General features: G+C 27.8%; 24 protein-coding genes. 20 read left to right on the top strand and 4 right to left on the bottom strand.

Annotation, left to right across the window (positions count from 1 at the left end; all coding sequences use genetic code 11):
• The first annotated feature begins 6 nt into the window (after positions 1-6).
• Genes nusA through truB form a run of 6 tightly spaced genes read left to right on the top strand, consistent with a single transcriptional unit; the run spans position 7 to position 6,301 of the window.
• Entirely contained in the window at positions 7-1,122 is a 1,116-nt protein-coding gene (gene nusA, locus RWJ08_RS00435) for a transcription termination factor NusA (RefSeq protein ID WP_313960708.1), read from the top strand.
• 8 nt (positions 1,123-1,130) lie between these two features.
• Positions 1,131-1,400 carry an RNase P modulator RnpM gene (gene rnpM / locus RWJ08_RS00440; protein WP_313960709.1) on the top strand — a complete coding sequence of 90 codons (270 nt, stop codon included), beginning with the start codon at positions 1,131-1,133 and terminating at the stop codon, positions 1,398-1,400.
• 15 nt (positions 1,401-1,415) lie between these two features.
• Positions 1,416-4,037: a translation initiation factor IF-2 gene (infB, locus tag RWJ08_RS00445; RefSeq protein WP_313960710.1), complete on the top strand. Its 2,622-nt coding sequence runs from the start codon at positions 1,416-1,418 to the stop codon at positions 4,035-4,037.
• A gap of 9 nt (positions 4,038-4,046) precedes the next feature.
• Positions 4,047-4,445 (top strand): 30S ribosome-binding factor RbfA, encoded by a 399-nt coding sequence (gene rbfA, locus RWJ08_RS00450; protein ID WP_009732815.1) that lies wholly within the window; start codon positions 4,047-4,049, stop codon positions 4,443-4,445.
• Entirely contained in the window at positions 4,417-5,409 is a 993-nt protein-coding gene (locus tag RWJ08_RS00455) for a bifunctional oligoribonuclease/PAP phosphatase NrnA (RefSeq protein ID WP_313960711.1), read from the top strand. The genes rbfA and RWJ08_RS00455 overlap by 29 nt, the downstream gene beginning before the upstream one ends.
• Complete coding sequence (gene truB / locus RWJ08_RS00460) at positions 5,399-6,301, top strand: tRNA pseudouridine(55) synthase TruB (protein WP_313960712.1); 903 nt, start codon at positions 5,399-5,401, stop codon at positions 6,299-6,301. Before RWJ08_RS00455 ends, truB begins: the two co-directional genes overlap by 11 nt.
• 49 nt (positions 6,302-6,350) lie before the next feature.
• On the opposite strand, the gene RWJ08_RS00465 is transcribed toward truB, so the two are convergent.
• Both RWJ08_RS00465 and RWJ08_RS00470 read right to left on the bottom strand, forming a co-directional pair.
• Positions 6,351-6,959, bottom strand: coding sequence for a Maf family protein (locus RWJ08_RS00465; RefSeq protein ID WP_313960713.1), 609 nt, complete (start codon positions 6,957-6,959; stop codon positions 6,351-6,353).
• Between the two features lie 148 nt (positions 6,960-7,107).
• Positions 7,108-7,239 (bottom strand): hypothetical protein, encoded by a 132-nt coding sequence (locus RWJ08_RS00470; RefSeq protein WP_313960714.1) that lies wholly within the window; start codon positions 7,237-7,239, stop codon positions 7,108-7,110.
• Positions 7,240-7,405: 166 nt separating this feature from the next.
• Between RWJ08_RS00470 and RWJ08_RS00475 the strand changes: the two genes are divergently transcribed.
• Positions 7,406-8,044 (top strand): XRE family transcriptional regulator, encoded by a 639-nt coding sequence (locus tag RWJ08_RS00475; protein ID WP_313960715.1) that lies wholly within the window; start codon positions 7,406-7,408, stop codon positions 8,042-8,044.
• Positions 8,045-8,187: 143 nt separating this feature from the next.
• Here the strand turns inward: RWJ08_RS00475 and mgtE (RWJ08_RS00480) are convergent, their stop codons facing one another.
• Positions 8,188-9,564 carry a magnesium transporter gene (gene mgtE, locus RWJ08_RS00480; RefSeq protein ID WP_313960716.1) on the bottom strand — a complete coding sequence of 459 codons (1,377 nt, stop codon included), beginning with the start codon at positions 9,562-9,564 and terminating at the stop codon, positions 8,188-8,190.
• Positions 9,554-10,948 (bottom strand): magnesium transporter, encoded by a 1,395-nt coding sequence (mgtE, locus tag RWJ08_RS00485; protein ID WP_313960717.1) that lies wholly within the window; start codon positions 10,946-10,948, stop codon positions 9,554-9,556. Before mgtE (RWJ08_RS00485) ends, mgtE (RWJ08_RS00480) begins: the two co-directional genes overlap by 11 nt.
• Before the next feature lie 225 nt (positions 10,949-11,173).
• On the opposite strand from mgtE (RWJ08_RS00485), the gene RWJ08_RS00490 reads away from it, so the two are divergent.
• From RWJ08_RS00490 to RWJ08_RS00550, 13 genes are all read left to right on the top strand, one after another.
• The gene (locus RWJ08_RS00490) at positions 11,174-11,401 is read left to right on the top strand and encodes a helix-turn-helix domain-containing protein (protein ID WP_313960718.1); all 228 of its coding nucleotides are present in this window, start codon (positions 11,174-11,176) and stop codon (positions 11,399-11,401) included.
• 156 nt (positions 11,402-11,557) lie between these two features.
• Positions 11,558-12,832 carry a GTPase HflX gene (hflX, locus tag RWJ08_RS00495; protein ID WP_313960719.1) on the top strand — a complete coding sequence of 425 codons (1,275 nt, stop codon included), beginning with the start codon at positions 11,558-11,560 and terminating at the stop codon, positions 12,830-12,832.
• Positions 12,822-13,463, top strand: coding sequence for a YigZ family protein (locus tag RWJ08_RS00500; RefSeq protein ID WP_313960720.1), 642 nt, complete (start codon positions 12,822-12,824; stop codon positions 13,461-13,463). Before hflX ends, RWJ08_RS00500 begins: the two co-directional genes overlap by 11 nt.
• A gap of 155 nt (positions 13,464-13,618) precedes the next feature.
• Complete coding sequence (locus RWJ08_RS00505) at positions 13,619-15,157, top strand: ABC transporter ATP-binding protein (protein ID WP_009372597.1); 1,539 nt, start codon at positions 13,619-13,621, stop codon at positions 15,155-15,157.
• Positions 15,147-16,223, top strand: coding sequence for an ABC transporter permease (locus RWJ08_RS00510; RefSeq protein WP_009372779.1), 1,077 nt, complete (start codon positions 15,147-15,149; stop codon positions 16,221-16,223). The genes RWJ08_RS00505 and RWJ08_RS00510 overlap by 11 nt, the downstream gene beginning before the upstream one ends.
• Complete coding sequence (locus tag RWJ08_RS00515; RefSeq protein ID WP_313960721.1) at positions 16,223-17,158, top strand: ABC transporter permease; 936 nt, start codon at positions 16,223-16,225, stop codon at positions 17,156-17,158. Before RWJ08_RS00510 ends, RWJ08_RS00515 begins: the two co-directional genes overlap by 1 nt.
• Before the next feature lie 118 nt (positions 17,159-17,276).
• On the top strand, positions 17,277-18,035 hold the full coding sequence (map, locus tag RWJ08_RS00520; protein ID WP_009372256.1) for a type I methionyl aminopeptidase: 759 nt from the start codon (positions 17,277-17,279) through the stop codon (positions 18,033-18,035).
• Positions 18,036-18,176: 141 nt separating this feature from the next.
• Complete coding sequence (locus tag RWJ08_RS00525; RefSeq protein ID WP_313960722.1) at positions 18,177-19,193, top strand: sugar-binding domain-containing protein; 1,017 nt, start codon at positions 18,177-18,179, stop codon at positions 19,191-19,193.
• A 37-nt stretch (positions 19,194-19,230) separates the two neighbouring features.
• The gene (gene gap, locus RWJ08_RS00530) at positions 19,231-20,232 is read left to right on the top strand and encodes a type I glyceraldehyde-3-phosphate dehydrogenase (protein ID WP_399533191.1); all 1,002 of its coding nucleotides are present in this window, start codon (positions 19,231-19,233) and stop codon (positions 20,230-20,232) included.
• A gap of 94 nt (positions 20,233-20,326) precedes the next feature.
• Positions 20,327-21,523: a phosphoglycerate kinase gene (locus RWJ08_RS00535; protein ID WP_313960723.1), complete on the top strand. Its 1,197-nt coding sequence runs from the start codon at positions 20,327-20,329 to the stop codon at positions 21,521-21,523.
• An 11-nt stretch (positions 21,524-21,534) separates the two neighbouring features.
• A complete protein-coding gene (tpiA, locus tag RWJ08_RS00540) occupies positions 21,535-22,281 on the top strand; it encodes a triose-phosphate isomerase (RefSeq protein WP_313960724.1) in 747 nt (248 codons plus the stop codon).
• Positions 22,282-22,294: 13 nt separating this feature from the next.
• Positions 22,295-23,578, top strand: coding sequence for a phosphopyruvate hydratase (gene eno / locus RWJ08_RS00545; RefSeq protein WP_313960725.1), 1,284 nt, complete (start codon positions 22,295-22,297; stop codon positions 23,576-23,578).
• Positions 23,579-23,750: 172 nt separating this feature from the next.
• A complete protein-coding gene (locus tag RWJ08_RS00550) occupies positions 23,751-25,355 on the top strand; it encodes a Na/Pi cotransporter family protein (RefSeq protein WP_313960726.1) in 1,605 nt (534 codons plus the stop codon).
• The last annotated feature ends 69 nt before the right edge of the window (positions 25,356-25,424 follow it).

A 25,424-nucleotide genomic window follows, 5' to 3' on the forward strand; every position in this document is an offset into this window, starting at 1 on the left:
AAGATGATGAAAGGAACAACAGATTTTTTAAGAGCATTAGATGAAATTGAACGTGAAAAAGGTGTATCAAAGGAAATAATTTTTGATTCTTTAGAGAAAGCACTTTTGAAAAGTTATGAGAAAAATTTTGGAGAATACGAAAATGTTAAGATAAACATCAATAGAACTACTGGAAAAGTTGAACTTTTTGCAATAAAGACAGTTGTAGAAAATGTTGAAGATAATATAACAGAAATTTCTTTTGATGATGCAAAAGCTATTAGTACAAAATATAACTTAGGAGATGAAGTGCCTATAAAACTAAAAACTATGGATTTTGGTAGAGTTGCTGCACAAACTGCAAGAAATATTGTTATCCAGAAGATTAAAGATGCTGAAAGAGAAGTAATTTATAATGATTTTCAAGATAAAGAAAGAGAGTTAATATCGGGACAAATCCAAAGAATTGACAGAAATAATTTATTTATAAATTTAGGAAAGCTTGAAGCAATTGTAACACCACCAGAACAAATTAAGAATGAAGTTTATCGAGTAGGTGAGAGATTAAAATTTTATGTTAAGGAAGTAAAGAATACTCCAAAGGGAGCTCAAGTTTTACTCTCAAGATCAGATGTTAATTTTGTTTTAAAATTGTTTGAATTAGAGGTTCCTGAAATTCTTGAAGGAATAGTAGAAATTCAATCAATTGCTAGAGAACCAGGTAGTAGAACAAAAATTTCAGTTTATTCAAAAAATGACGATGTAGATCCAGTTGGAGCTTGTGTTGGATATAAAAGATCAAGAGTAAGTTCAATTATTAAAGAATTGAGAGGAGAGAAAATTGATATTATTGTTTATAGCAAAGATGTAAAAGAATATTTATCAAACTCTCTTAGTCCATCAGAAGTAATAGCAGTCTTTATTAATGAAAGTGAAAATAGAGCAATAATAATAGTTCCAGATTCACAATTATCATTAGCTATTGGTAAAGAAGGACAAAATGCAAGACTTGCAGCAAAACTTACAAATTGGAGAATAGATATTAAGGGTTTAGAAAAATATAAAGAAGATATTAATAATGGATTAATTGAAGTAAGTTTTGATGGAGAACAAGAATTTATCAATAATGGATTTGAATTATAGGTGATTTTATGAAAACAAAAAAAATTCCTATGAGAAAATGTATTGCTTGTGGAGAGCAAAAAGAAAAAAAAGAGTTAATGAGAATTGTGAATAACAAAGAAGAAGGTGTTTTATTAGACATAACCGGAAAGAAAAACGGTAGAGGTGCTTATATTTGTATTTCAAGTAAATGTGTTGATAAAGCTAAGAAAAATAAGAGATTGAATATTGCATTAGAATCAGAAATAAGTAGTGAATTTTATGAAGAACTAAAAAAATATGTAGATTCTATTAAATAGCAAAGGGGTGCTAGTATGAGTAAAGTTAGAGTACATGAACTTGCAAAAGGTTTAAATCTTCAAAGCAAGGAATTAATTAATATAATTAGTAGTTTAGGGGTAGAAGTGAAAAGTCACATGTCTATTCTTGAAGGAAAAGATTTAGAGATTGTAATTGGACATTTTAGAAAAATTGAAGCAGAAAAAAATAAGAAAGATGAAAAGAATTCTGTTAAATCTGAAAATAAATCTGATGAAAAGAAAAGTACTGTAAATAAAGATAAAAAAGATAGCTTGAGTAAAGATAATAGAAGTTCAAAAGACGGGTACAATAAAGATAATAGGACATTTAATAAAGATAAAAAAGACGGTTATAATAAAGATAATAGAAATTTTGGTAAAGACAAAAAAGATGCTTATAATAAGGATAAAAAGCAAAATTTCAATAAAGATAGTAAGTCATTCAATAAAGATAAAAAAGATTCTTATAATAAAGATAATAGAAATTTTGGTAAAGACAAAAAAGATGCTTATAATAAGGATAAAAAGCAAAATTTCAATAAAGATAATAGACCTTATAATAAAGATAAAAGAGATGGATACAATAAAGACAATAGAAACTTTAGTAAGGATAAAAAAGATTTTGGAAAAAAATTCGACGATAGGAATAGAGAGTTTTTAGATGATGTTGTAGAGGTAGATCCAGCAATAGAAAAGAGAGATGCTAGAAAAACACATTTACAAGGTCAAGAAAAAAACAAAAAAAATAAGTCATTAAATGAACATAAAATGAGAGAAGATAGAAATCCTAATCTTATTTTAAAACCTACTAAAAAGAAGAATAAAGCAAACCATAAAACTAAAAGTGATAGTGACTTAGAATTTGAAAATAAGGTAGAAAATGTTGGAGAAATTAAAATTCCTGAAAGTATTACAGTTAAAGATTTTTCTGAAAGTTTAGGAGTTAATAGTTCTCAAGTTATTTCAAAGCTAATTGCTTTAGGTATAATGGCTGGGCTTAATCAAGAAATTGATTTTGACTGTGCAAGTTTGATTGCCGAAGAGTTTGGAAAAACAGTTGTATTAGAAACACCTGAAATAACTGAAGAAAATGAAATTTTATCATTAGATTATGAAGATAAAAAAGAAGATTTAGTAACAAGACCTCCTGTTGTAACAGTAATGGGTCATGTTGACCACGGTAAGACTTCTTTGTTAGATTATATTAGAAAGTCTAAAGTTACATCTCAAGAGGCTGGTGGGATTACACAACATATAGGAGCTTATACAGTAAATATTAATAATAGTAAAATAGTATTTTTAGATACTCCTGGACACGAAGCATTTACAGCAATGCGTTCTAGAGGAGCAAAAGTTACTGATATTTCTATTCTTGTAGTTGCTGCAGATGATGGAGTTATGCCTCAAACTATTGAAGCAATTAATCATTCAAAAGATGCTGGAGTACCGATTATAGTAGCCATCAATAAAATAGATAAAGAAGGAGCTAATCCTGAAAGAGTAAAGACTGAACTTGCAGATAATGGATTATTACCTGAAGACTGGGGTGGAGATGTAATTACTATGCCAGTATCAGCAAAAACTGGAGAAGGAATTGATGAATTATTAGAAATGGTGTTAATGGTTGCTGAAGTTGAAGAATTAAAAGCAAATCCAAATAGAATGGCTATTGGAACTGTAATTGAAGCACAGCTTGATAAAGGAAGAGGGCCAGTAGCGACAATTTTAGTACAAAAAGGTACTTTAAATTCTGGAGATATAGTTATTTCAGGAACTTCTACAGGAAGAATTAGAGCTATGTTTGATGATAAAGGAAAGAAAATTAAGAAGGCTACACCTTCAATGCCAGCCGTTATTTTAGGACTTTCAGAAGTACCAGAAGCTGGAAGTTTTATATATGCAGTTAAGGATGAAAAAACAGCTAGAGGATATGCTCAAAGAATTATAAATGTTCAAAAAGAAAATATGATTGCTTCAGGAAGTAAAGTATCACTTGATGATTTATTTGATAAGATTCAAGATGGTAATTTAAAAGAAATTAAAATTATTGTTAAAACTGATGTAAGAGGAACTGTTGATGCAGTTAAAAATTCTTTAGAAAAATTGAGTAATGAAGAAGTTAAAGTTAATATAATCCACGGTGCTGTTGGAGGAATCAATGAATCTGATGTAATGTTAGCTGCTGCAAGTAATGCTATAATAATTGGATTTAATGTTAGACCATCACAAGGAGCAATCGACTTATCTAGACATGAAAATGTTGATGTCAGAACATATAGAGTAATATATGATGCAATTGAAGATATTAAATTAGCTGTAAAAGGAATGTTAGCTCCTACTTTTGTTGAAGAAGTAATTGGTAGAGCTGAAGTTAGAGCAACATTTAAAGTTCCAGGAATAGGTACTGTAGCTGGAGTTTATGTATTAAATGGTAAAGTTACTAGAAATGCAAAAGTCAGACTTCTTAGAGATGGAATAATCTTACATGAAGGAGAAATTAGTTCATTGAAAAGATTTAAAGACGATGCAAAAGAACTTTTAACTGGATATGAAGGTGGATTGGGAATTGCAAATTATAATGATTTAAAAGAAACTGATATAATTGAAGCTTATATTGACAAGGAAGTTGAAAGATAGAGGTTTTTTATGAATACAAAAAGACTTGGGAGAATAGAATCTGAAATTAATAGAGTTTTATCAGATGCTATATATAATGGAATTAAAGATAATAGAATAAATCCATCAATAACAAATATAACAAAAGTTAGCGTAACAAATGATTTAGGTATTTGTTACGTTAGCATAGGTATTTTTGGAGATGAAAAAACTAAAGATAAAATTATGAAGGGTTTAGAAAGTGCAACTGGATATATGAAAAAAAGAATTGCAGATGCTTTAGATTTAAGACATACTCCAAAATTAATTTTTAAGTTGGATGAATCTTTTGAAAAAGCAGCTTTAATGAATGAATTAATAATAAAAGTTTCAAAAGAGGATAGAGAAAAGAGAGAATTATATGGTAATGTTGATGAAGAAGAACAATAGCACTGAAGAAATTTTAAACTTAATTAAATCATCTGAAAATATTGGAGTTATTTCTCACAAAAATCCTGATGGAGATAATATAGGCTCTACAATATCTGTAATACTTGGAATAAGAGAGAATTTGGAGAAAAATATATTTGGAATAAAAGTAGATGATTTTCCAAAAAACTTGTTATTTCTTGATACTATTGATAATATTATAGAAACTGCAGAACAAGATTTAGATTTATTAATTTATGTTGACTGTGGTGAGATAGATAGACCTGGAGATATTGGTGAACTTTTTAGAAAAAGAGCTAAAAAAACTATAAACATAGATCATCATAAGACTAATGATTATTTTGGAGACTTAAACTATGTATTTCCTAATATGAGTTCAACTTGTGAAATAGTTTATAATTTATTCAAAGAATTTGATTTTAAAATTTCAAAAAATATAGCAAATGCTCTATTAGTAGGAATTAATACTGATACATATAGATTTCTATATGAATCATCTACCTCTTCTACTTTAAGAGTATGTGCTAATCTTTATGATTTAGGTGCAGATAAAGACTATATTTATAAAAAACTTTATCAAAATAATATTTTTGAAGTTGAAATGCTAAAAAATAAATTAATAAATAGAGCGAAATTATATTTTGACAATAAAGTTGCAGTAATAGGAATGTTCGAATCTGATTTTGAAGGTACCGATTTAACAATGGATATGGTTGATGATGTTGTAAATTATTATAGAGATATTAATGGATTTGAAGTTTCTATTCTATTTAAAGAAATGAAAGAAAACTTATTTAAAGGTAGTATAAGAAGTAAAGATTTTGTAGATGTTTCTAAGGTATGTAGTCATTTTAACGGTGGAGGGCACACAAGAGCAGCTGGTTGTATTATAGATGGAGATTTTAATACAGTTGTTAATTTATTTTTAGAAAAATTAAAAAGTGAGTATCCTAATGAGTTTTAATGGTATAATAAATGTCTATAAACCAAAAGGATTTACAAGTAGGGATGTAGTAAATATTGTTAGAAAAATATATAAGACCAAAAAGGTTGGACATGCCGGTACACTTGATCCAAATGCAACAGGTGTTTTACCCATAGCTATTGGTAATGCTACAAAGATTGTTGAATATATTCAAAGTATGGGGAAATGTTATGTTGGAGAAATGACTCTGGGAATTGAAACTGATACTTTAGATATTTGGGGTGAAAGTCTTAATTCTAAAGAAATAAATTTAGATAAAAATCAGTTTTTTGGAGTTATAAAAAGATATGATAACAAAACAATTTTGCAAACACCACCAATGTTTTCTGCTTTAAAAAAAGATGGAAAAAGATTATATGAATATGCAAGATTAGGAATTGAGGTAGAAAGAGAAAAAAGAGAGGCTGAAATTTATTCTCTTATAATTCTAAATTTTTATGATAATAAAATACGTTTTGAAGTAAACTGCTCAAAAGGAACATATATCCGCACGTTATTTAATGACATTGCATCAGATACAGATAATTTTGCTTATATGAGTTCTCTATGTAGAAGTAAATATGGAATATTTTCAATTGAAAATGCTTTATCATTAGAACGACTTAAAAATTTTGATGAAATGCAATTAAAAAATTCATTGATTAAGATAGAAGATGTTTTTGAATATGAAAGCATAAATTTTGATAAAAAATATTTTAAACATATTTCAAATGGGCTTAGAAAAATATTTAATATTGAACAAGAAGGAATATTTAAAATATACTGTGATAATATTTTTATTGGAATTGGAGAATTTATTCCACAAGAAAATGGAAAACTCTTAAAAATGAGAAATATATTCTATAATCCTAATGATGATATGTGTGATTGAAAAATATAATATAAAAAGTAAAAAATCTAGTGTTTATTCACTAGATTTTTTACGATACGATTTCTAATAATTTTCTATTTAATTTTGAAATAGGAAGCCCAACAATATTAAAATAATCACCATTTATATGTTTTATTAAAAGACTAGCACCATCTTGTATTCCATAGGCACCAGCTTTATCATAAGGGTTTTCATTTTTAATATATGATTTAATTGTTGCTTTTTGAATTTCGTCCAAGTCATAAAATGATACATAACTTTTTTCTGAAAATGTTGAGAAAGTATTATTAAAGTATATTGTAACTGAGGTTTGGACGATATGTTCTTTTCCAGATAAATATTCTAGCATAAATTTTGCTTCTTCATAATTATTTGGTTTTCCAAATAAGTACATATCATCATAAACAATTGTATCTGCTGAAATAATTAAAGAACTTTTATAATTTGTAGCTACATTTTTACATTTTTCAAAAGATAGTATATCACATAATTCACTATATTTAGATTTATTATCTTTGGCAATTTCACTTAAAAACTTTCGTTCTAAGTTTCTTTCATCAATATTAGCAGGAATTACTTTGAACTTGTTAAATATGAATTTTAAAAGTTCTTTTCTTCTTTGTGAATTACTAGCTAATATTATATCAAAATTATCCATAAAGTTCTCCCAATAAATTTTTATAATTAAATTATATCAAAAATAAAAAAACATCTCAATATTTTACAATAGTAAGATGTTTTTTAATCCAGTATTACTCAACTCTTAATAGAATATAAAATTATTACTTAATAATTTATAATCTATATTAAATCAACTTTCCAGTTACACCATACATTATCATAAAAAAACATGATAAAGTAAAAGTTGTAAAAGTTAACAGTAATTTAAGCATTTCTAGAGTATTAAACTCTACATTTCTATTTTTTCTTTTTTGCATAATTTTTTCCTCCAATTAATAAATCACTTTTTAAGTTACTTTTATTATACAACACAAAAAATAACTTGTCAAGATACTTTTTAAGAAAAATTTAAAAAAATATAAAATAAATTGCTTTTTAAGTTATTTTGTTGTATAATTATTGTAGAATAGTAGAGGTGATAGTATGACGACAGGAGAAAGATTAAAAGAACTTAGACAAAAAGCTAATCTTACACTGCAAGATGCAGGAGAACTTATTGGCACAAGTAAACAAAATTTATTTAAGTATGAAAATGATATAATAACAAATATTCCGATAGATAGATTATTGAAGTTAGCGGAAATCTATAATTCAAGTCCAATAGAAATTTTAGGATGGGAGCACTATTCAAATTCTCCTAATTCAACAAAGGCATCAGTATATAATTATTTACCTTATGGGGTTTCTGCAGGATTACCTGATGGTCCTAATTATGATGTTGAAATTGAGAAGATAGAAATAAGTGATTCAGTTATGGGACCTTATGCAAATGACGATGATATTCTCATAATGCATGTTAATGGAGAGAGTATGAATAAAGTGATACCAAATGGAAGTTACATTGCGGTTAAACTAAATTATCCTATTTATAATTTAGAAGATGAAGATATTGTAGTCTTTTCTGAAAATGGGGAATATAGTTTAAAGTTATTTTTTAGAGATGGGGAAGATATAATTTTTAGGCCTTGTTCTACTTATCATTCATTTACAGATTTTAAATTTTCAAAAGATGATGAATTTAGCATTTTAGGAAAGGTTGTTATGTATTGTGTTAATTTATAGTTAAAAAATTTATATAAATGTTAAATAAGAACCACACCTTTCCATGATGCTTCGCATCAGGTGGGTTCCCGGGAACCTTGTTGTTTCACAATAAAAAAGTGTAGATGTTTTATTATTTCATCTACACTTTTTAATATCAAATACTAAATTTTTAAAATAGCTATAGCTAGCATAAAATATATTATTAAACTAGTTGCGTCTACAATAGTTGTTATAAGAGGTGCAGCGGCACTTGCTGGGTCCATTTTAAGTTTTTTTGCAATTAATGGAAGTACACCACCCGCTAAATTTGCAGAAATTAGCGAAATTGCTATGGTAAGACTAACAACAAAACTTATTGCAAAAGTTGTACTTTTAGATCCAAAAATATATAATCTAATAAAATTAGTAATAAATAATATTAACCCACAAAGTAGCCCAACAGATAATTCTTTTTTTAGAACAATAAAAAAATCTTTAATGTTTAAATCATCCACAGCTATTCCTCTAATTACCATAGTTGAACTTTGTGCTCCAGCATTACCAGCAGTTGACATTATAATAGGAATTGATGCTGATAAGATGGCTACTGCACTAAGTTTATCTTCAAAATATTGTAAAATATATCCTGTAAAAGTTGCAGAAATCATTAAAATTAAAAGCCAGGATATTCTTGATTTTACCATTTCCTTAATTCCTGTTTTTAAGTAAGATCCATCAGTAGGAACAATACCACTCATTTTATGGATATCTTCCGTTGCTTCTTCATTTAAAATGTCCAAAACATCATCAGCAGTAACAATTCCAATTAAGCAATTTTGATCATTTAATACACAAATAGTTGTTAGGTCATATTTACTTAATAAATAAGCAACTTCTTCTTGGTCTGTATTTGTATAAACATAGTGAATATTTTTATCCATTATTTCTGATATCAATTTATCATTTTTTGCAATAATAATATCTCGTAAATTTACTATGCCGACTAAAACTCTTCTTTTATCTATAACAAAGCAGACATTTACAGTTTCCGCAATTTCAGCTTGTTCTTTTATCTTTTTTATTGCTTCTTCAACTGTATCTTCTTCAAAAAGTTCAACAAAGTCAGTACTCATTACTGACCCAGCTGTATTTTCTTCATAACTTAAAAGAGTATTAATTTCCTTTCGATGCTCTGATGGTACATTATCTAAAATATATTTAATAACATTAGCGGGCATTTCTTCAAGAAAATCTATTATATCATCACTAAACATATTATCTAAAATGCCTTTTACTTCCATAGATGATAGAGCTGAAATTAATCTTTCTTGATGTAGTGGATCTAAATAAGTAAATAACTCAGCGGAAATATCCTTTGGTAAAATTTTAAAAACAAAAATTGCTTCATCAAGTTCTAATTCACTAAATATTTCACTTAAATCAACTATATTATATTCATCAAAAATTTCTCTTATTAATAATACTTTTTTCTCTTTTATTAATTCAGGAAGTAGAGAAGATAATTGTTCTTTACTATATTCTAAAAAGTTATATTCCATAAATTCCACCCCCTAAAAACAAAGAAGCAAGAGCAAAATATACAGTAAGTGATATTGCATCACAAACGGTAGTCAAAATTGGTCCACTCATAGATGCGGGATCTTGCTTAAGAGTACTTGCCAACAATGGTAAAATTCCACCAATTAAATTTGCAATAGTTATAATTATATAAATCGTTCCTGAAATTAAGATTGCTATAGAAATAGAAATATTTGGCATAAAAATTAAAATTCTCAATATATTTACAGTAAACAATATTGCACCTAAAATCAAGGAATTTAAAAATTCTGTTTTTATTACATATTTAAAATCACTAATACTTAAATTGTCTACAGCAATACCTCTAACGACCATCGCACTAGATTGACTTCCAGCATTTCCCGCAGTATCCATAAGCATTGGAATAAAAATTACTAAAGAAGGAAATTTTAAAGTTAAGTCGGTATTTTTAGCTAGAATAAATCCAGATACTGTTGCAGAAATCATAAGTATTAAAAGCCAAGTTATTCTACTTTTTACCATTTCAATTATAGACATATTTATATAAGATCCTTCTATTGGTGTAATACCACCCATTTTTTGTAAGTCTTCTGTAACTTCTTCTTGAATAATATCATATACATCATCAATAGTTATAATCCCAATTAGCCTATGTTGATCATTTACAACAGGAAGTACCAATAAATCATATTTAGTAAATATTTTTGCTACTTCTTCTTGATCTTCGTCACATTCTACAGATATAACATCTGTTTCCATAATATCAGAAATTAGAGTATTTGAAGAAGCAAGTAATATACTTTTCATTGAAACAAAGCCTAAAAGTATATGTTGATCATTAGTTATATAACAATAAGAAATAGTTTCAGCAAGTCTCTCTTTATCTTTAATCATTTTTAGTGCTTCATCAGCTGTAATCTCTGGATCAAGTTCAACATAATCAGTACTCATTACAGAACCAGCACTATTTTCTTTGAAGTTTAAAATCATATTAATTTCACTTCTTCTTTGATTAGAAGCTGAGTTAAGGACTCTTTTAACAATATTTGCTGGAAGTTCTTCTAAAAAATCACTTATATCATCTGTAAACATATAGTCCAACATAACTTTTATTTCATGATCTTGTAGACCATTTATTACTTGTTGCTTCATATTTTGAGGAAGATAAGCAAAAATTTCAGCAGTTTTTTCTTTTTTTATAACTTTAAACATAAATAGAATTTCTTTTATATCAAAATATTCTTCAAAAATATTTGCAAGAGTTACTTCATTTGTGTCGTAAATTATATCTCTTAAATGAAAAATGTTTTTTTCTTCTAATGCAATTCGTAGCTCATTAGCTATATTTTTGCTTTTTTCCAAAGAATTTTCTTTTAAATTCATATATCTCCTCCTATTAAAAAAATTTATATAATTTATTCAAATACATTATATCATATTTTATGTTTTATAAAAATCTTTTTAAATATAAATTAATTAATACTACAAAATATAATTAAGATATACATTAATAAATTGACTTTTAAAGCTTTTAATGATAGAATAAAAACATAATATAACTTGTAATTAAAACTATATTTTAAGTTTTACTAAAAAAGAGGTGATCTTATGAATAGAAAATTATCTGAAAAGAATAATGTTGAAAAATTTAGAGTTGAAAATGAACTTTCTCAAAGAGAATTAGCTATTTTAATAGGTGTTTCAACTGAAATGATAGTTTCAATAGAAAATGGTAGTTTTATTCCAGATGTAAGACTTGCTCTGACCATATCAACAGAATTAAATAGAAAATTTGGAGAAGTTTTCTTCTTTAAAAATGAAAGTAAAATATTTTAAGTAAGTGCACTCTTTTCAGTGTGCTTTTTTATTGTGAAACAACAAGGTTCCCGGGAACCCACCCGATGCGAAGCATCGTGGAAGGGTGGGGTTCTTATTTGTTTTTATATATTAATTTATGATACAATTAAACTTAGTATTAATTAAGGAGTTCTTATGAATAAAAAAGTTATTACAGTTACTGTAAATATAGATATGGATGAAAAAACTTTAGAAGATAAAGTTAATGAATTAGAAAAATTAGTTGAAGCTTTAGATGGAGAAGTAGTTTTAAGTTTGACTCAAAAAAAGTCATATATCGATAAGGCTTTTTACGTTGGGAAAGGAAAAGTAAATGAAATTAAAGACTATTGCGAAAAATTGGATGCTGAATTTGTAGTTTTTAATAATGAATTGACAGGCTCTCAAGTAAAAAACCTAGAAGAAATTATAGGTATTAGGGTTATTGACAGGACTAATTTAATTTTAGATATTTTTAGCGAAAGAGCAAGAACGAAAGAGGCTAAACTTCAAGTTAAACTTGCAAAACTAAAATATACATTACCAAGATTATCTGCACTTAGAAGTGGTTTTTCTAGACAGCAGGGGGGAATTGGTGGTAAAGGAATTGGCGAACAACAAATTGAATTGGATAGAAGAACTATAAATAGAGAAATATCAAATATCACTTTGCAACTTAAAGAGATTGAGAAAAATAGAAATGAAATTAGAAAAAAGAGAATTAATTCAATAGAGCCAATTATTTCTCTTATTGGATATACAAATGCTGGGAAGTCAACTTTAATAAATAAGTTAATTTCATATGGAAAAGATGAAAATTCTGAAATTAAAGAAGTTTTTGTTAAGGATATGTTGTTTGCTACATTAGATACATTTGTGCGAGAAGGATTACTTTTAAATGGTTCAAAAGTAATGTATGTAGATACTGTAGGTTTTGTTTCTGATATTCCACATAATTTAGTTGAAAGTTTTAAAGGAACACTTGAAGAAATAAAATACTCTGATTTAATTTTACATGTTATTGATATCTCAAATAGAAATGTTGATGAACAAATAAAAATAACAAATGATATGATAAAAAAACTTGAATGTAACGATAAAAAATTAATTTATGTTTTCAATAAATTAGATAAAATAACTGATGAAAATATTAAATTAGAATATGCAAATATTGAAGATAAAGTTTTTATTAGCGCAAAAAGTGATGAAGATATTATTATACTTTTAAACGAAATTGAGAAAAAACTATTTTCATCATTAGTAAAAACAAGGCTATTAATTCCTTATGATAGTCAGAAAATTTTGAGTAATATTTTAAATAATTATTCACCGAAATTTATTGAGCACATTGCAAATGGCTGTTTTTTGGAAGTCTTTTTAAAACCAGAAGACTATTTAATATATAAAGGATATGAAGTAAATGAAAAATAACGAAGCATTTTTAAGCATTCATAGTAATCAATCGTATAGTTTTATTATTAATAAATCAGAGTTTATTGGCCATTCTTTCTATATAGAAAGTGTTGATGAGGCTGAAAAATATATTTTAAAAATAAGAGAGAAATATAAAGATGCTACGCATAATTGTTTTGCATATATTATTGGAGTGGATAAGTTAATACAAAAATATTCAGATGATGGTGAGCCATCAGGAACTGCGGGAATTCCAATGCTTGAAGTGCTCCGAAAAAAAGATTTAACTAATTGTTTAGTAGTTTCTACAAGATATTTTGGTGGTATTTTATTAGGTGCAGGCGGCCTTGTTAGAGCATATACAAAATCAATAGTTGGAGTACTAGAAAAGTCAAAAATTGTTAAAAAAGAACTTTTTTATGATTTGGATATTGTATTAGACTATGTTTATTGGGGAAAAATTGAGAACATTATAAATAATTTAGGTTTAGATGTACTAAATATAGAGTATTTAGAAAAAGTAAAAATCAATTTATCAATTAAAAAAGAAAACTATAAATTAATAGAAAGTATTATTATTAATGAAACATCAAACAATTGTTTAATTAAGATTAATGGTGAGAAATATGGGTCTGTATTTGTTGATTAGTTCAAATAATTGTTATAATGCTATTAAAATAATAGTAAATTTTATATAGTTTTTTATGAAATTTACATTTTTATTTCTTGTATTAAGATAGTTTTTATTGTATAATATTTAGTAATAGTATAAAAAATACAAACAATTTAGAGGAGGGCTTTGACTTGTCTGATTGCAAAACTAATGACAGCATAGTAGTTATGAAAGGCATCACTAAAATTTTTGGAAAAAATAAAGTTTTAGATGAAGTAGACTTTGAATTAAAAAAGGGAGAAATACATGCTCTTTTGGGAGAAAATGGTGCTGGGAAAACGACCTTAATGAATATACTTTATGGGTTATATTCACCAAATTCTGGAGAAATTTTTATTAATTCCAAACGATATACAAATATGACACCAAAAATAGCCGTTGAGAATGGTATTGGTATGGTTCATCAACATTTTATGTTGATAGAACCATTTAGTGTTATTCAAAATATTGTATTAGGAACGGAGGATACTAAAGGCTTAATTATTGACCTTGATAAATCACGTAAAAAAGTACTTTCTATAATTGAAAAATATGGATTCAATATAGACTTAGATGAAAAAATTCAAGATATTACTGTTGGCTCTCAACAAAAAGTTGAAATTTTAAAAGCACTATATAAGGGTGCTGAAATAATTATTTTTGATGAACCTACAGCGGTATTAACTCCACAAGAAATTGAAGAATTTATTAATATCTGTAATAATTTAAGAAATGAAGGAAAGTCTATCATAATAATTACACATAAATTAGATGAAATTAAAAAAATGGCAGATTATTGTACTATTATTCGTCGTGGAAAGTTTATTGATAAAGTTACTGTTGCTGACTCATCACAAAAAGAGTTAGCAGAAAAAATGGTTGGTAGAGAAGTTAGTTTTAGTGTAAATAAGAAAGATAACGAAATAGGTGAAGTTGTATTAGATATCAAAGATATTAATGTTCTTAATAATAGATATTTACCAGCTTTAAAAGGATTGAGCCTAAATGTAAGAAAAGGTGAGATTTTAGGTATTGCTGGAGTTGATGGAAATGGTCAATCAGAACTTATTGAAGCTATTACAGGCCTTAGAAAAGTTGAGTCAGGGAATATTACCATCCTTGGTAAAGATATTACGAATAAATCAGTTTATGAAATTATTGAAAGTGGAATTAGTACAATTCCTGAGGATAGACATAAACATGGTTTGGTATTAGATTTTTCAGTATCAGAAAATATGATTTTAGAAAAAAGAGGTAAAGCTCCTTTTTCTAAAAAAGGTATATTAAATTTTAAAGAGATAGAATCATATACACAAAAAATGATTGATAAATTTGATATAAGACCAAATGATATTCATGCTACTGCTAGAGGACTTTCTGGTGGAAATCAACAAAAAGTAATCTTAGCAAGAGAAATTGATAACAATCCTGATTTATTGATAGCTGCACAACCTACGAGAGGACTAGATGTTGGAGCTATTGAAATAATCCATAAATATATTGTAGAACAACGTGATAAAGGAAAAGCTGTATTATTAATTTCCTTTGAATTAGACGAAGTAATGGATTTATCTGATAGAATAGCTGTTATCTACAAAGGTAATATTGTTGGGGAAAAATTAGCAAAAGATGCCAACGAAAATGAATTAGGACTTATGATGGCGGGAGGTGTTATTAGTAATGAACAGTAGAAAAAAAATATTATTACTTTTATTCTCTGTATTAATTGGATTTGTTGTAGGATCTATAGTTATTATGATAGCTGGATTTAATCCTATTAATTATTATAAAATAATGATAGAAACTACTTTTTCAAGACCAAAATTTTTTGCTAGGACATTAGTTGACGCAGTTCCATTAATCATAGGAAGTATTGGAGTTTCGCTAGCATTTAAAACTGGAGCCTTTAATATCGGAGCCGAAGGCCAATTTATAATAGGTTCTTTAACAGCTGCATTTTTTGGCTACTTTTTAAAATTACCTCCAATTATTCATCCAATAGTTTGTATTATATTAGCTGCTTTAGCAGGAATGGCTTGGGGTGGATTTGCAGGTTGGATTAAATCAAAGTTTGGTGTTCATGAAGTAATTACAACAATTATGTTAAATTGGATAGCTTTATATTTCTCAAATTTAGTAGTGACATTTGGAAAGTTTTATAATGAAACAGGACAAACTTCAAACGATATACAATCTACAGCAAGTATAAAAATGTTTCAAGGATTAAGAAATTCTTCTATTCCCTTCGTAAAAGATTTCTTTTCTGCTGATATAAATTTTGGAATTATATTGGCAATTATTTTAGCATTTTTAGTTTATTATTTATTAAATAAAACGTCAAAAGGATATGAACTAAAAGCAGTTGGATTAAATCCAAACGCTGCAGAATTTGGTGGTATAAACGTTGGTAAGAATCTTGTATTATCAATGGGATTATCAGGTGCACTATGTGCGGTTGCAGGAGCTGTAAAAGTTTTAGGGTTTGCAGGAAATGTTGCTAGATTAACTGTAGCTGAAGGTAATGGTTTTGATGCTATGTCTGTTGCACTTTTAGCTAACAGTCATCCTATTGGATCAATATTTTCCGGTTTCTTTTTTAGTGTTTTAAAAAGAGGTGGTTTTAGGGTTCAACAACTACTTGGAGTTCCTTATGAAATTGTGCAAATTATTATAGGTATAATTGTTTTATTTATTTCGATGCCTTTAGTTATAAAAATCATTTCAAGTAAATTTAAGAAGGTTGGAGGTAAAAAGTAATGAGTTTATTAAAAATAGCTTTATTTATATCTGATACATTATTATTTGCTACTCCATTATTATTTACTGCTTTAGGTGGAATGTTTACAGAAAAAGCAGGTGTTACAAATATCGGATTAGAAGGCATGATGACTATAGGTGCTTTTGCAGGCGCTGCAGTAGGATATTTTACAAAAAGTGCATTATTAGGATTTTTAGCAGGAGGTATCGCAGCATCTCTAGTAGCACTTATCCACGCAATTGTTAGTATAACATTTGGGGCGGATCAAGTTGTTTCTGGTATTGCTATTAACTTTATTGGACCTGGTGTGGCTTTATTTATATGTTCACTTTTGTTTGATGGAGCAAAACAAACTATTCCTGTTGCCGAAGGTGAAGGAAAAATGTTAAAAATATTTGATAATTTAACAGGTGTTGATTTTATAGATAAAATTCTAGGACAATATATTACAACTTATGTAGCTATAGCTTTAGTTATATTAATGTCAATTTACTTATATAAAACTAAATTTGGGTTAAGATTAATCGCAGTAGGAGAACATCCTAAAGCTGCTGAAACTCTAAATGTAAATGTTTATTTATATAGATATTTTGCTGTAATAATATCTGGATTGTTAGCTGGTTTTGGTGGCGCAACTATGAGTTTAGCTACTGTATCAAATTTTTCACAGTCTTTAGTTTCTGGACATGGTTTTATAGCATTAGTAGCAGTTATTTTTGGAAAATGGAAACCATATGGTGTTTTGGGAGCATGTTTATTCTTTGGAGCAGCTCAAGAATTAGCAATTTTATTACCAAGTTTGAATATTAATATTCCTGAATCAATTTTGCCAATGGTACCATATATTAGTACATTATTAGTACTCATTTTCTTTGTAGGAAAATCAAAGGGACCATCTTCAGCAGGTGTTCCATATATAAAATTAGAAGATTAATAAATAAAGGCATACTTTTTGGTATGTCTTTTTGTTGTGAAATATAAAAATTTATATTTATATAACATTTATATTTAATAAAAATTGTTTATAGTTTATAAAAAACAAGGAGATAATTATGATAACAATAAAAAGTAAACATGAAATAGAAGGTATGAAAAAATCAGGGGAAATTTTGTCAAAAATTCATATTGGTTTGAGAGATATCATAAAACCTGGTATTACAACTTTAGAAATAGATAAATTTTGTCATGATTTTATGTTAAAACATGGAGCAAAGCCTAAACAAATAGGATATCACGGATATCCTTATGCAACATGTACTTCTGTTAACGACGTAATTTGCCATGGATTTCCAAGCAAACAAGTGTTAAAATCTGGTGATTTGATAACTGTAGATATGGTTGTAGATCTAAATGGATATTTATCAGATAGTGCTTGGAGTTATGCTGTTGGTGAAGTTTCAGATGAAGTTAAAAATCTTATGGAAGTAACAAAAGAGGCTATGTATAAGGGTATTAATGCAGCAATAATAGGAAATAGAATTGTTGATATAGGAAAGGCTATTCAAAATTATGTTGAGCCCAAAGGATATTCAATAGTCAGAGATTTTTGTGGACATGGAATTGGTGTTGAAATGCACGAAGATCCACAAGTTCCTCATTATATTACTGCAACAAAAGGTGTTAGACTTGTTGAAGGTATGGTAATAACAGTTGAACCTATGATTAATACAGGTGACTGGAGATGTACAATTGATGATGATGGCTGGACTGCTAGAACAATTGATGGTGGACTTTCTTGTCAATATGAACATACTTTTGTTATTACAAAAGATGGACCTTTAATTTTAACAGATCAATCATTGTATGAATAGTATAATTATAACTTAAAATTATAAAATTTTATTATTTTTTTGTTGCATTTTTTATTAAATAATAGTATAATCATAACATAAAGATTGTAAAATTATGGGAAAAAATAAACATAGGGACAAATAGTATATAACGGGACAAAAATGAATGATATAGATTATTTAAAAAAGTTTGTTCCAGATTTGATTGAAAAATTTGTTTTTAGATATAAAATTCTAGAATACATTTCCATGAATGCCCCTGTTGGGAGAAGAAATATTTCATCATATTTAGGTGTTGGAGAACGCCTAGTAAGAAATGAATTAGAATTTTTTACTGAAGAAAAGTTTGTTGAGGTAATTAAATCCGGAACTTTTATAACTGATCTTGGAGAGTCTATGTTAATAGAACTTAGAGATTTGATTAATAATTTTAATGAAAACCAAGATATTGCAGATAAGTTAAAGCTAAAATTAGGAATAAAAAAAGTTATAGTTAGTGATTCGTTTGGTGATGAATCTTTGGGAAAGGAACAAATTGCAAAGGTTACAGCGGAGTATTTTTTAAATACAATTTCTGAGAATGATGTAATTGGAATATCAGGAGGTACAACAGTTAAAACATTCGTAGATATAATGAATGTTAAAAAATCATATGATAAAATTGCTGTTATACCTGCTAGAGGAAGTTTAGGTAATGGCTTGGAATACCAGTCAAATGTTGTGGCTAATAATTTATCAAAAAAACTTAGGGCAAATTTTTTCGGAACTTTTCTACCAGATTATTTAGATGATTTAACATTTGATAGATTAAAGGATTTAGAAGAAGTAAAAACGCTAATTGAATATTTAAATAAGATAAATGTATTAGTTTTTGGTATTGGGCGATCTGATGCTATGGCAAAAAGACGTTCATTAACTGAAGATGAAATAAAAATATTAAATGAAAAAAATGCAGTTAGTGAAGCATTTGGAAATTACTTTGATATTAGTGGAAACATTGTGTATAGTTCGAATACTATCGGATTAGATATGGATCAGTATTTAAAGATTAAAGAAGTAATTGCAATTGCGGGTTATGGAGAAAAGTATAAGGCGATTATTTCTATTTGTAACATTAGAAAAGATATGACTTTAGTTACAGATAAAGAATCAGCTAAAAAGATTTTAAATATATTATAAGCGAAAGCTTTTTATAAAATTTTAAGGAGGAATCGAAATGAAAGTTGCGATTAACGGTTTTGGAAGAATAGGTAGATTGGCATTTAGATTAATGCACGATTTGGATGGAGTTGAAGTAGTAGCTATAAATGATTTAACAGATGCAAATATGTTAGCTCATTTGTTAAAATATGATTCAACTCAAGGAAGATTTGAAAAAGAAGTAATTGTAAAAGAAGGATGTTTTTCTATAGATGGGAAAGAAATAAAAGTTTTCTCAGATGCAGATCCTAAGAATTTACCTTGGAAAGAATTAGATATAGATGTTGTATTAGAATGTACAGGTTTCTTTGTTGCAAAGGAAAAAGCACAATTCCATATTGATGCTGGTGCTAAAAGAGTAATTATATCAGCACCGGGGAAAGGTGACATGAAAACAGTAGTTTATGGTGTAAATCATGACATATTGGATGGAACAGAACAAATTTTATCAGGAGCTTCTTGCACTACTAACTGTTTAGCACCAATGGCTAAAGTTTTACAAGATAAATTTGGAATTGTTCAAGGTATTATGACCACTATTCATGCATATACAGGCGACCAAAATACTTTAGATGCTCCACATAGAAAAGGTGATATGAGAAGAGCTAGATCTGCTGCAATAAATATAGTTCCAAATACAACAGGTGCAGCTAAAGCTATTGGACTTGTTATTCCTGAATTAAAAGGAAAACTAGACGGTTCTGCCCAAAGAGTACCTGTTGCTACAGGATCATTGACAGAATTGGTAACAGTTTTAGAAAAAAATGTTACAGTTGAAGAAATTAACAATGCAATGAAAGAAGCATCAAGTGAATCATTTGGGTATACTGAAGATCCTATAGTTTCTACAGATGTAATAGGAATAAAATTTGGTTCTTTATTTGATGCTACTCAAACTAGAATAGTTGAAGTTGATGGAAAACAATTAGTTAAAACAGTTGCGTGGTATGATAATGAAATGTCATATACTGCAAATTTGATACGTACTTTCCAATATTTAGTTAATCTTTCAAAATAGTCTATAAATAAGAATTTCCAAAATTGGAATCTTATTATTTAATAATAATATGAGGTGGAGGTTTTCACCTCATATTGTATAGTAAGGAGTAATTATGAATAAAAAAGTTATTACTGATTTAGAAGTGACCTCAAAAAGAGTTATTGTAAGAGTTGATTTTAACGTTCCAATGTCAAAAACAGAAGAAGGTAAAATTACTGATAATGCTAGAATAGTAGCAGCATTACCTACAATCAAATATTTAATTGAAAATAATGCAAAAATAATTTTATTATCTCATCTAGGTAGACCAAAGGGAGAAGCTAAGAAAGAATTTTCATTAGCACCAGTAGCTAAAGAATTATCTAAACTTTTAAATAAAGATGTTAAATTTTTACAAAGTAATTTAGTAGTGGATGATAATGTAAAAAATGAAGTTTTAAAACTAAAAGATGGAGAAGTTGCTTTATTAGAAAATACAAGATTTAGAAACGAAGAAACAAAAAATATCGATGATTTTTCTAAAGAATTGGCTGAGCTGGGTGAATTGTATATAAATGATGCTTTTGGTACAAGTCATAGAGCTCATTGTTCAAATGTTGGACTTTGTAAGTTTTTACCATCAGCTGTGGGATTTTTAGTAGAAAAGGAAATTTCTATAATGGGAAAAGCGCTTTCTAATCCTGAAAGACCTTTTGTAGCAATTTTAGGAGGGGCAAAAGTATCTGATAAAATTACTGTTATTGAAAATTTGATTGAAAAAGTAGACAGTATAATAATCGGGGGAGGAATGGCATTTACATTCTTAAAATCTTTAGGCTATTCAGTAGGTAAAAGTTTATTGGAAGAAGATAAAATTGATTTAGCAAAAGAGTTGATTGAAAAAGCAAAAAGTAAAAATGTTAAGATGTTATTACCTATAGATGTGGTTGTTTGTAAAGAATTTTCTAATGATTCTGAATTTAAAACAGTTAATATAGATTCAATAGAAGATGATTATATGGGATTAGATATTGGAGAAAAGACAGTTAAACTATTTTCAGATGAAATTAATAATGCAAAAACTGTTGTTTGGAATGGTCCGATGGGAGTTTTTGAAATGTCAAATTTTGCAAAGGGTACATTTGAAATTGCAAAGGCTATTGCAGAAAGTGAAGCGATTAGTATTATTGGTGGAGGAGATAGTGCATCTGCTGCTGAAAAATCGGGTTATAAAGATAAAATAACACATATTTCAACGGGTGGAGGTGCATCTTTAGAATTCTTAGAAGGTAAGATTTTACCAGGAATTGACTCAATAGATAATAAATAATTGGAGGTAGTATGAGGAAACCTGTTATTATTGGAAACTGGAAAATGAATAAAGATTTAGATGAAGCCAAGAAATTAGTAAAAGAAATTGTATCAGAGAAGTTAGATAATAATGTTGAGAAAGTAGTATGTGTTCCTTTTGTTTATGTTACAGAAGTTAATAAACTGTTAGAAGGTTCTGATGTAGGTTTAGGGGTTCAAAATATGTACTTTGAAACCAAAGGTGCATTTACAGGTGAAATTTCTCCTTTAATGTTAAAAAGCTGTGGAGTGTCATATGTAATATTAGGGCATTCTGAAAGAAGAACTATTTTTAACGAAACTGATGAAATGATTAATAAAAAAGTAAAATCTGCATTACAAAATAAATTGATTCCAATATTATGTTGTGGTGAAACTCTTGAAGAAAGAAATTCAGGAGTAGAAAAAGAAGTTGTTGAAAAACAGATAAGAAATACTCTAGAAGGTATTAGTGAAACTGATATTGAAAAAGTAATAATTGCTTATGAGCCAATATGGGCAATAGGAACAGGCTTAACTGCATCTTCCGATGATACTGAAAATATGATTAAATTTATTAGAGAAATTTTATTTGATATTTATGGAAATTTATCTGAAAATATAAGAATTCAATATGGAGGCAGTGTTAAACCAAACAATATAAAAGATTTAATGCAAAAAGAGAATGTAGATGGTGCTTTAGTTGGTGGAGCTTGCTTAGAAAGTGCTAGTTTTTGTGCATTAATAAATTATAAATAATAAGGAGAATATTATGAGCTTAATAGTTGAAATTTATGCAAGAGAAGTTTTAGATTCAAGAGGAAATCCTACTGTTGAAGTTGAGGTTACAACTGAAAACGGTACAGTTGGAAGTGCGATTGTCCCTTCAGGGGCATCAACAGGAGTACATGAAGCTGTTGAACTTAGGGATGGCGACAAATCCAGATATTTGGGAAAAGGAACATTAAATGCAGTTAATAATGTTAATGAAATTATAGCAGATGAATTGATTGGATTTGATATTTTTGATCAAGTTGGAATTGATAGAGCTTTAATTCAAATTGATGGAACTGAAAACAAATCAAAATTAGGTGCAAATGCAATTTTAGGAGTTTCCATGGCAGTTGCAAGAGCTGCAGCAATTGAATCAGATACCCCTCTTTACGAATATATAGGTGGAGTTAACGCAAAAACTTTACCTGTTCCGATGATGAATATTTTAAATGGTGGAGAACATGCTGATAATAATGTAGACATTCAAGAATTTATGGTTATGCCTGCAGGAGCTTGTTCATTTAAAGAAGCTCTAAGAATGGGAACAGAAGTTTTCCATAACTTAAAATCTGTTTTAAAGTCAAAAGGATATAATACAGCAGTTGGTGACGAAGGTGGATTCGCCCCTAATTTAAATTCTAATGAAGAAGCCCTACAAACAATTATGGAAGCCATTGAAAAAGCTGGCTATAAAGCAGGAAAAGATATTTTTCTTGCTTTGGATGTAGCTTCTAGTGAAATGTATGAAAATGGAAAATATGATTTTAAAGGAGAAGGAAAAATTTACTCTTCACAAGAGTTAGTAAATTACTATTGTGAACTAGTTGAAAAATATCCTATTATTTCAATTGAAGATGGATTATCTGAAGATGATTGGGATGGATGGAAACTTTTAACTGAAAAAATTGGAAATAAAGTTCAATTAGTTGGTGATGACTTATTTGTTACTAATTACTCAAGATTAAATATGGGAATAGAAAAAGGAATTGCTAATTCAATATTGATTAAATTAAATCAAATTGGAACAATAACTGAAACACTTGATGCAATAGAGCTTGCTAAAACTCATGGTTATACTTGTGTAATTTCTCATAGATCTGGAGAAACAGAAGATACAACTATTGCTGATTTAGCTGTTGCTGTTAATGCTGGTCAAATAAAAACAGGATCAGCATCTAGAACTGATAGAATTTGTAAATATAATCAATTATTGAGAATTGAGGACAGACTTGGAGAAAATTCTAAATTTTTAGGATTATCTGCATTTTATAATATTAAATAGAGTATAATAATTTTTGATTAGCTCATTATTTATATAAATTTTAAGATTAATTTATTGAATTGATTGAAATAAATATTATTTTTATTTCATTTTATGGTATACTATTATTGATAAGTTTATATATAATATATGAGCTAATATTTTGATTTTTTTTATAATTTTTGGAGGAAATATGTCTATTTTCATTTCTGTCTTAGGCGGTTTAGGTTTATTTTTATATGGAATGAATTTAATGGGTGCAGGACTACAAAAGTCTTGTGGTGAAAGATTAAAAGGAATAATCGCTGCAATAACAAAAAATAAAATATATGCAGTATTGGTTGGTATTTTTGTTACAATGATTATTCAATCTAGTTCTGCTACTACTATAATGGCTATAGGTTTTGTAAACGCTGGATTTATGACTTTAGCTCAATCTGTTGGAATAATAATAGGTGCAAATGTTGGGACTACTATAACTGCACAAATTATTGCTTTTGATATTTCAAAATATGCACCATTAGTTATCGCTATAGGTGTTTTTATGTGGATGAGAGCAAAGAACGATAGAAAAAAAGATATATCTGAAATATTAATTGGTTTTGGAATATTATTTTTAGGTATGTCTATTATGAGTAGTGGATTAGAACCTCTTGCACAAGAAGAATGGTTTAAGAATATACTTGTAAAATTAAATAACCCATTTATTGGAGTTTTAGCCGGATTCTTATTAACTACTGTACTTCAATCATCATCTGCCTCAATAGGATTGTTGGAAGCATTGGGAATGCAAGGAGCTATTAATATAAACCAGGCTTTTGGAGTTCTTTTTGGTGATAACATTGGCACAACAACAACCGCTATGATTGCTGGAATAGGAGCAAGTAAAAATGCAAAGAGAGCTGCTTTTATTCATTTTCTATTCAATTTAATAGGAACTATAATATTTATGACTGTTCTAAGAATTCCAGTTCAATATTTAGTTGAATATATTTCTCCAGGAAATGTTCAAAGGCAAATTGCTAATGCTCATACATTTTTTAATATAATAAATGTTTTAATTCAATTACCATTTTCTAGTCTTTTAGTTAAAATATCACAATTAGTAATAAAAGGAGATGATGTCGTAGAAGAACATTATTCTGAAAATTTGGATAAAAGATTTTTTGAAACACCAAGTATTGCAATTATTCAAGCTCAAAAAGAGGTTGCTAGAATGGGAGAAATTGTCATTGAATCTCTTGAAAAGACAATTGAGGCATTTAAGACTAAAAGTGGCAAGAATATAGAATTTGTTTTTAATAGAGAAAAAATGATTAATGGATTAGAAAAGGAAATTATTGACTATTTAGTTCCCTTAGCTGATAAAAATTTATCTGATGAAGAAAAACATAAAGTATTTGTTATGATGTACGCTATAAATGATTATGAAAGAATTGGAGATCATTGCGAAAATATAATAGAATTGATTCAAGAAATTAAAGATGAAAATTCTGTATTTAGTAAAACAGCTTTTGATGAATATGAAAAAATATCTTCAGATGTTATGAAAATTGTAATTGATACAACTATTGCATATAAAGATAATAATCTTGAGTTAGCAAAAAATTGTATTAATATTGAGGAAGAAGTAGACATATTAGAAGAAAGTTATAGAAGAAACCATATGGATAGAATTAATAAAGGCATTTGTGATACAAATGCTGGAGTTAAATTTCTTGACATATTATCAAATTTTGAAAGAATTGCAGACCATAGTGTGAATATTGCAAATTACACATTAGGAAAGGAACTTTAAAAAGATTGTGAATTTTATATACAAATACTTAAAGTTATAAAAAAGTTTTATTATGATTTTATCAAAAAA

This window comes from uncultured Parvimonas sp., from assembly GCF_963524015.1.
GTDB lineage: Bacteria > Bacillota > Clostridia > Tissierellales > Peptoniphilaceae > Parvimonas.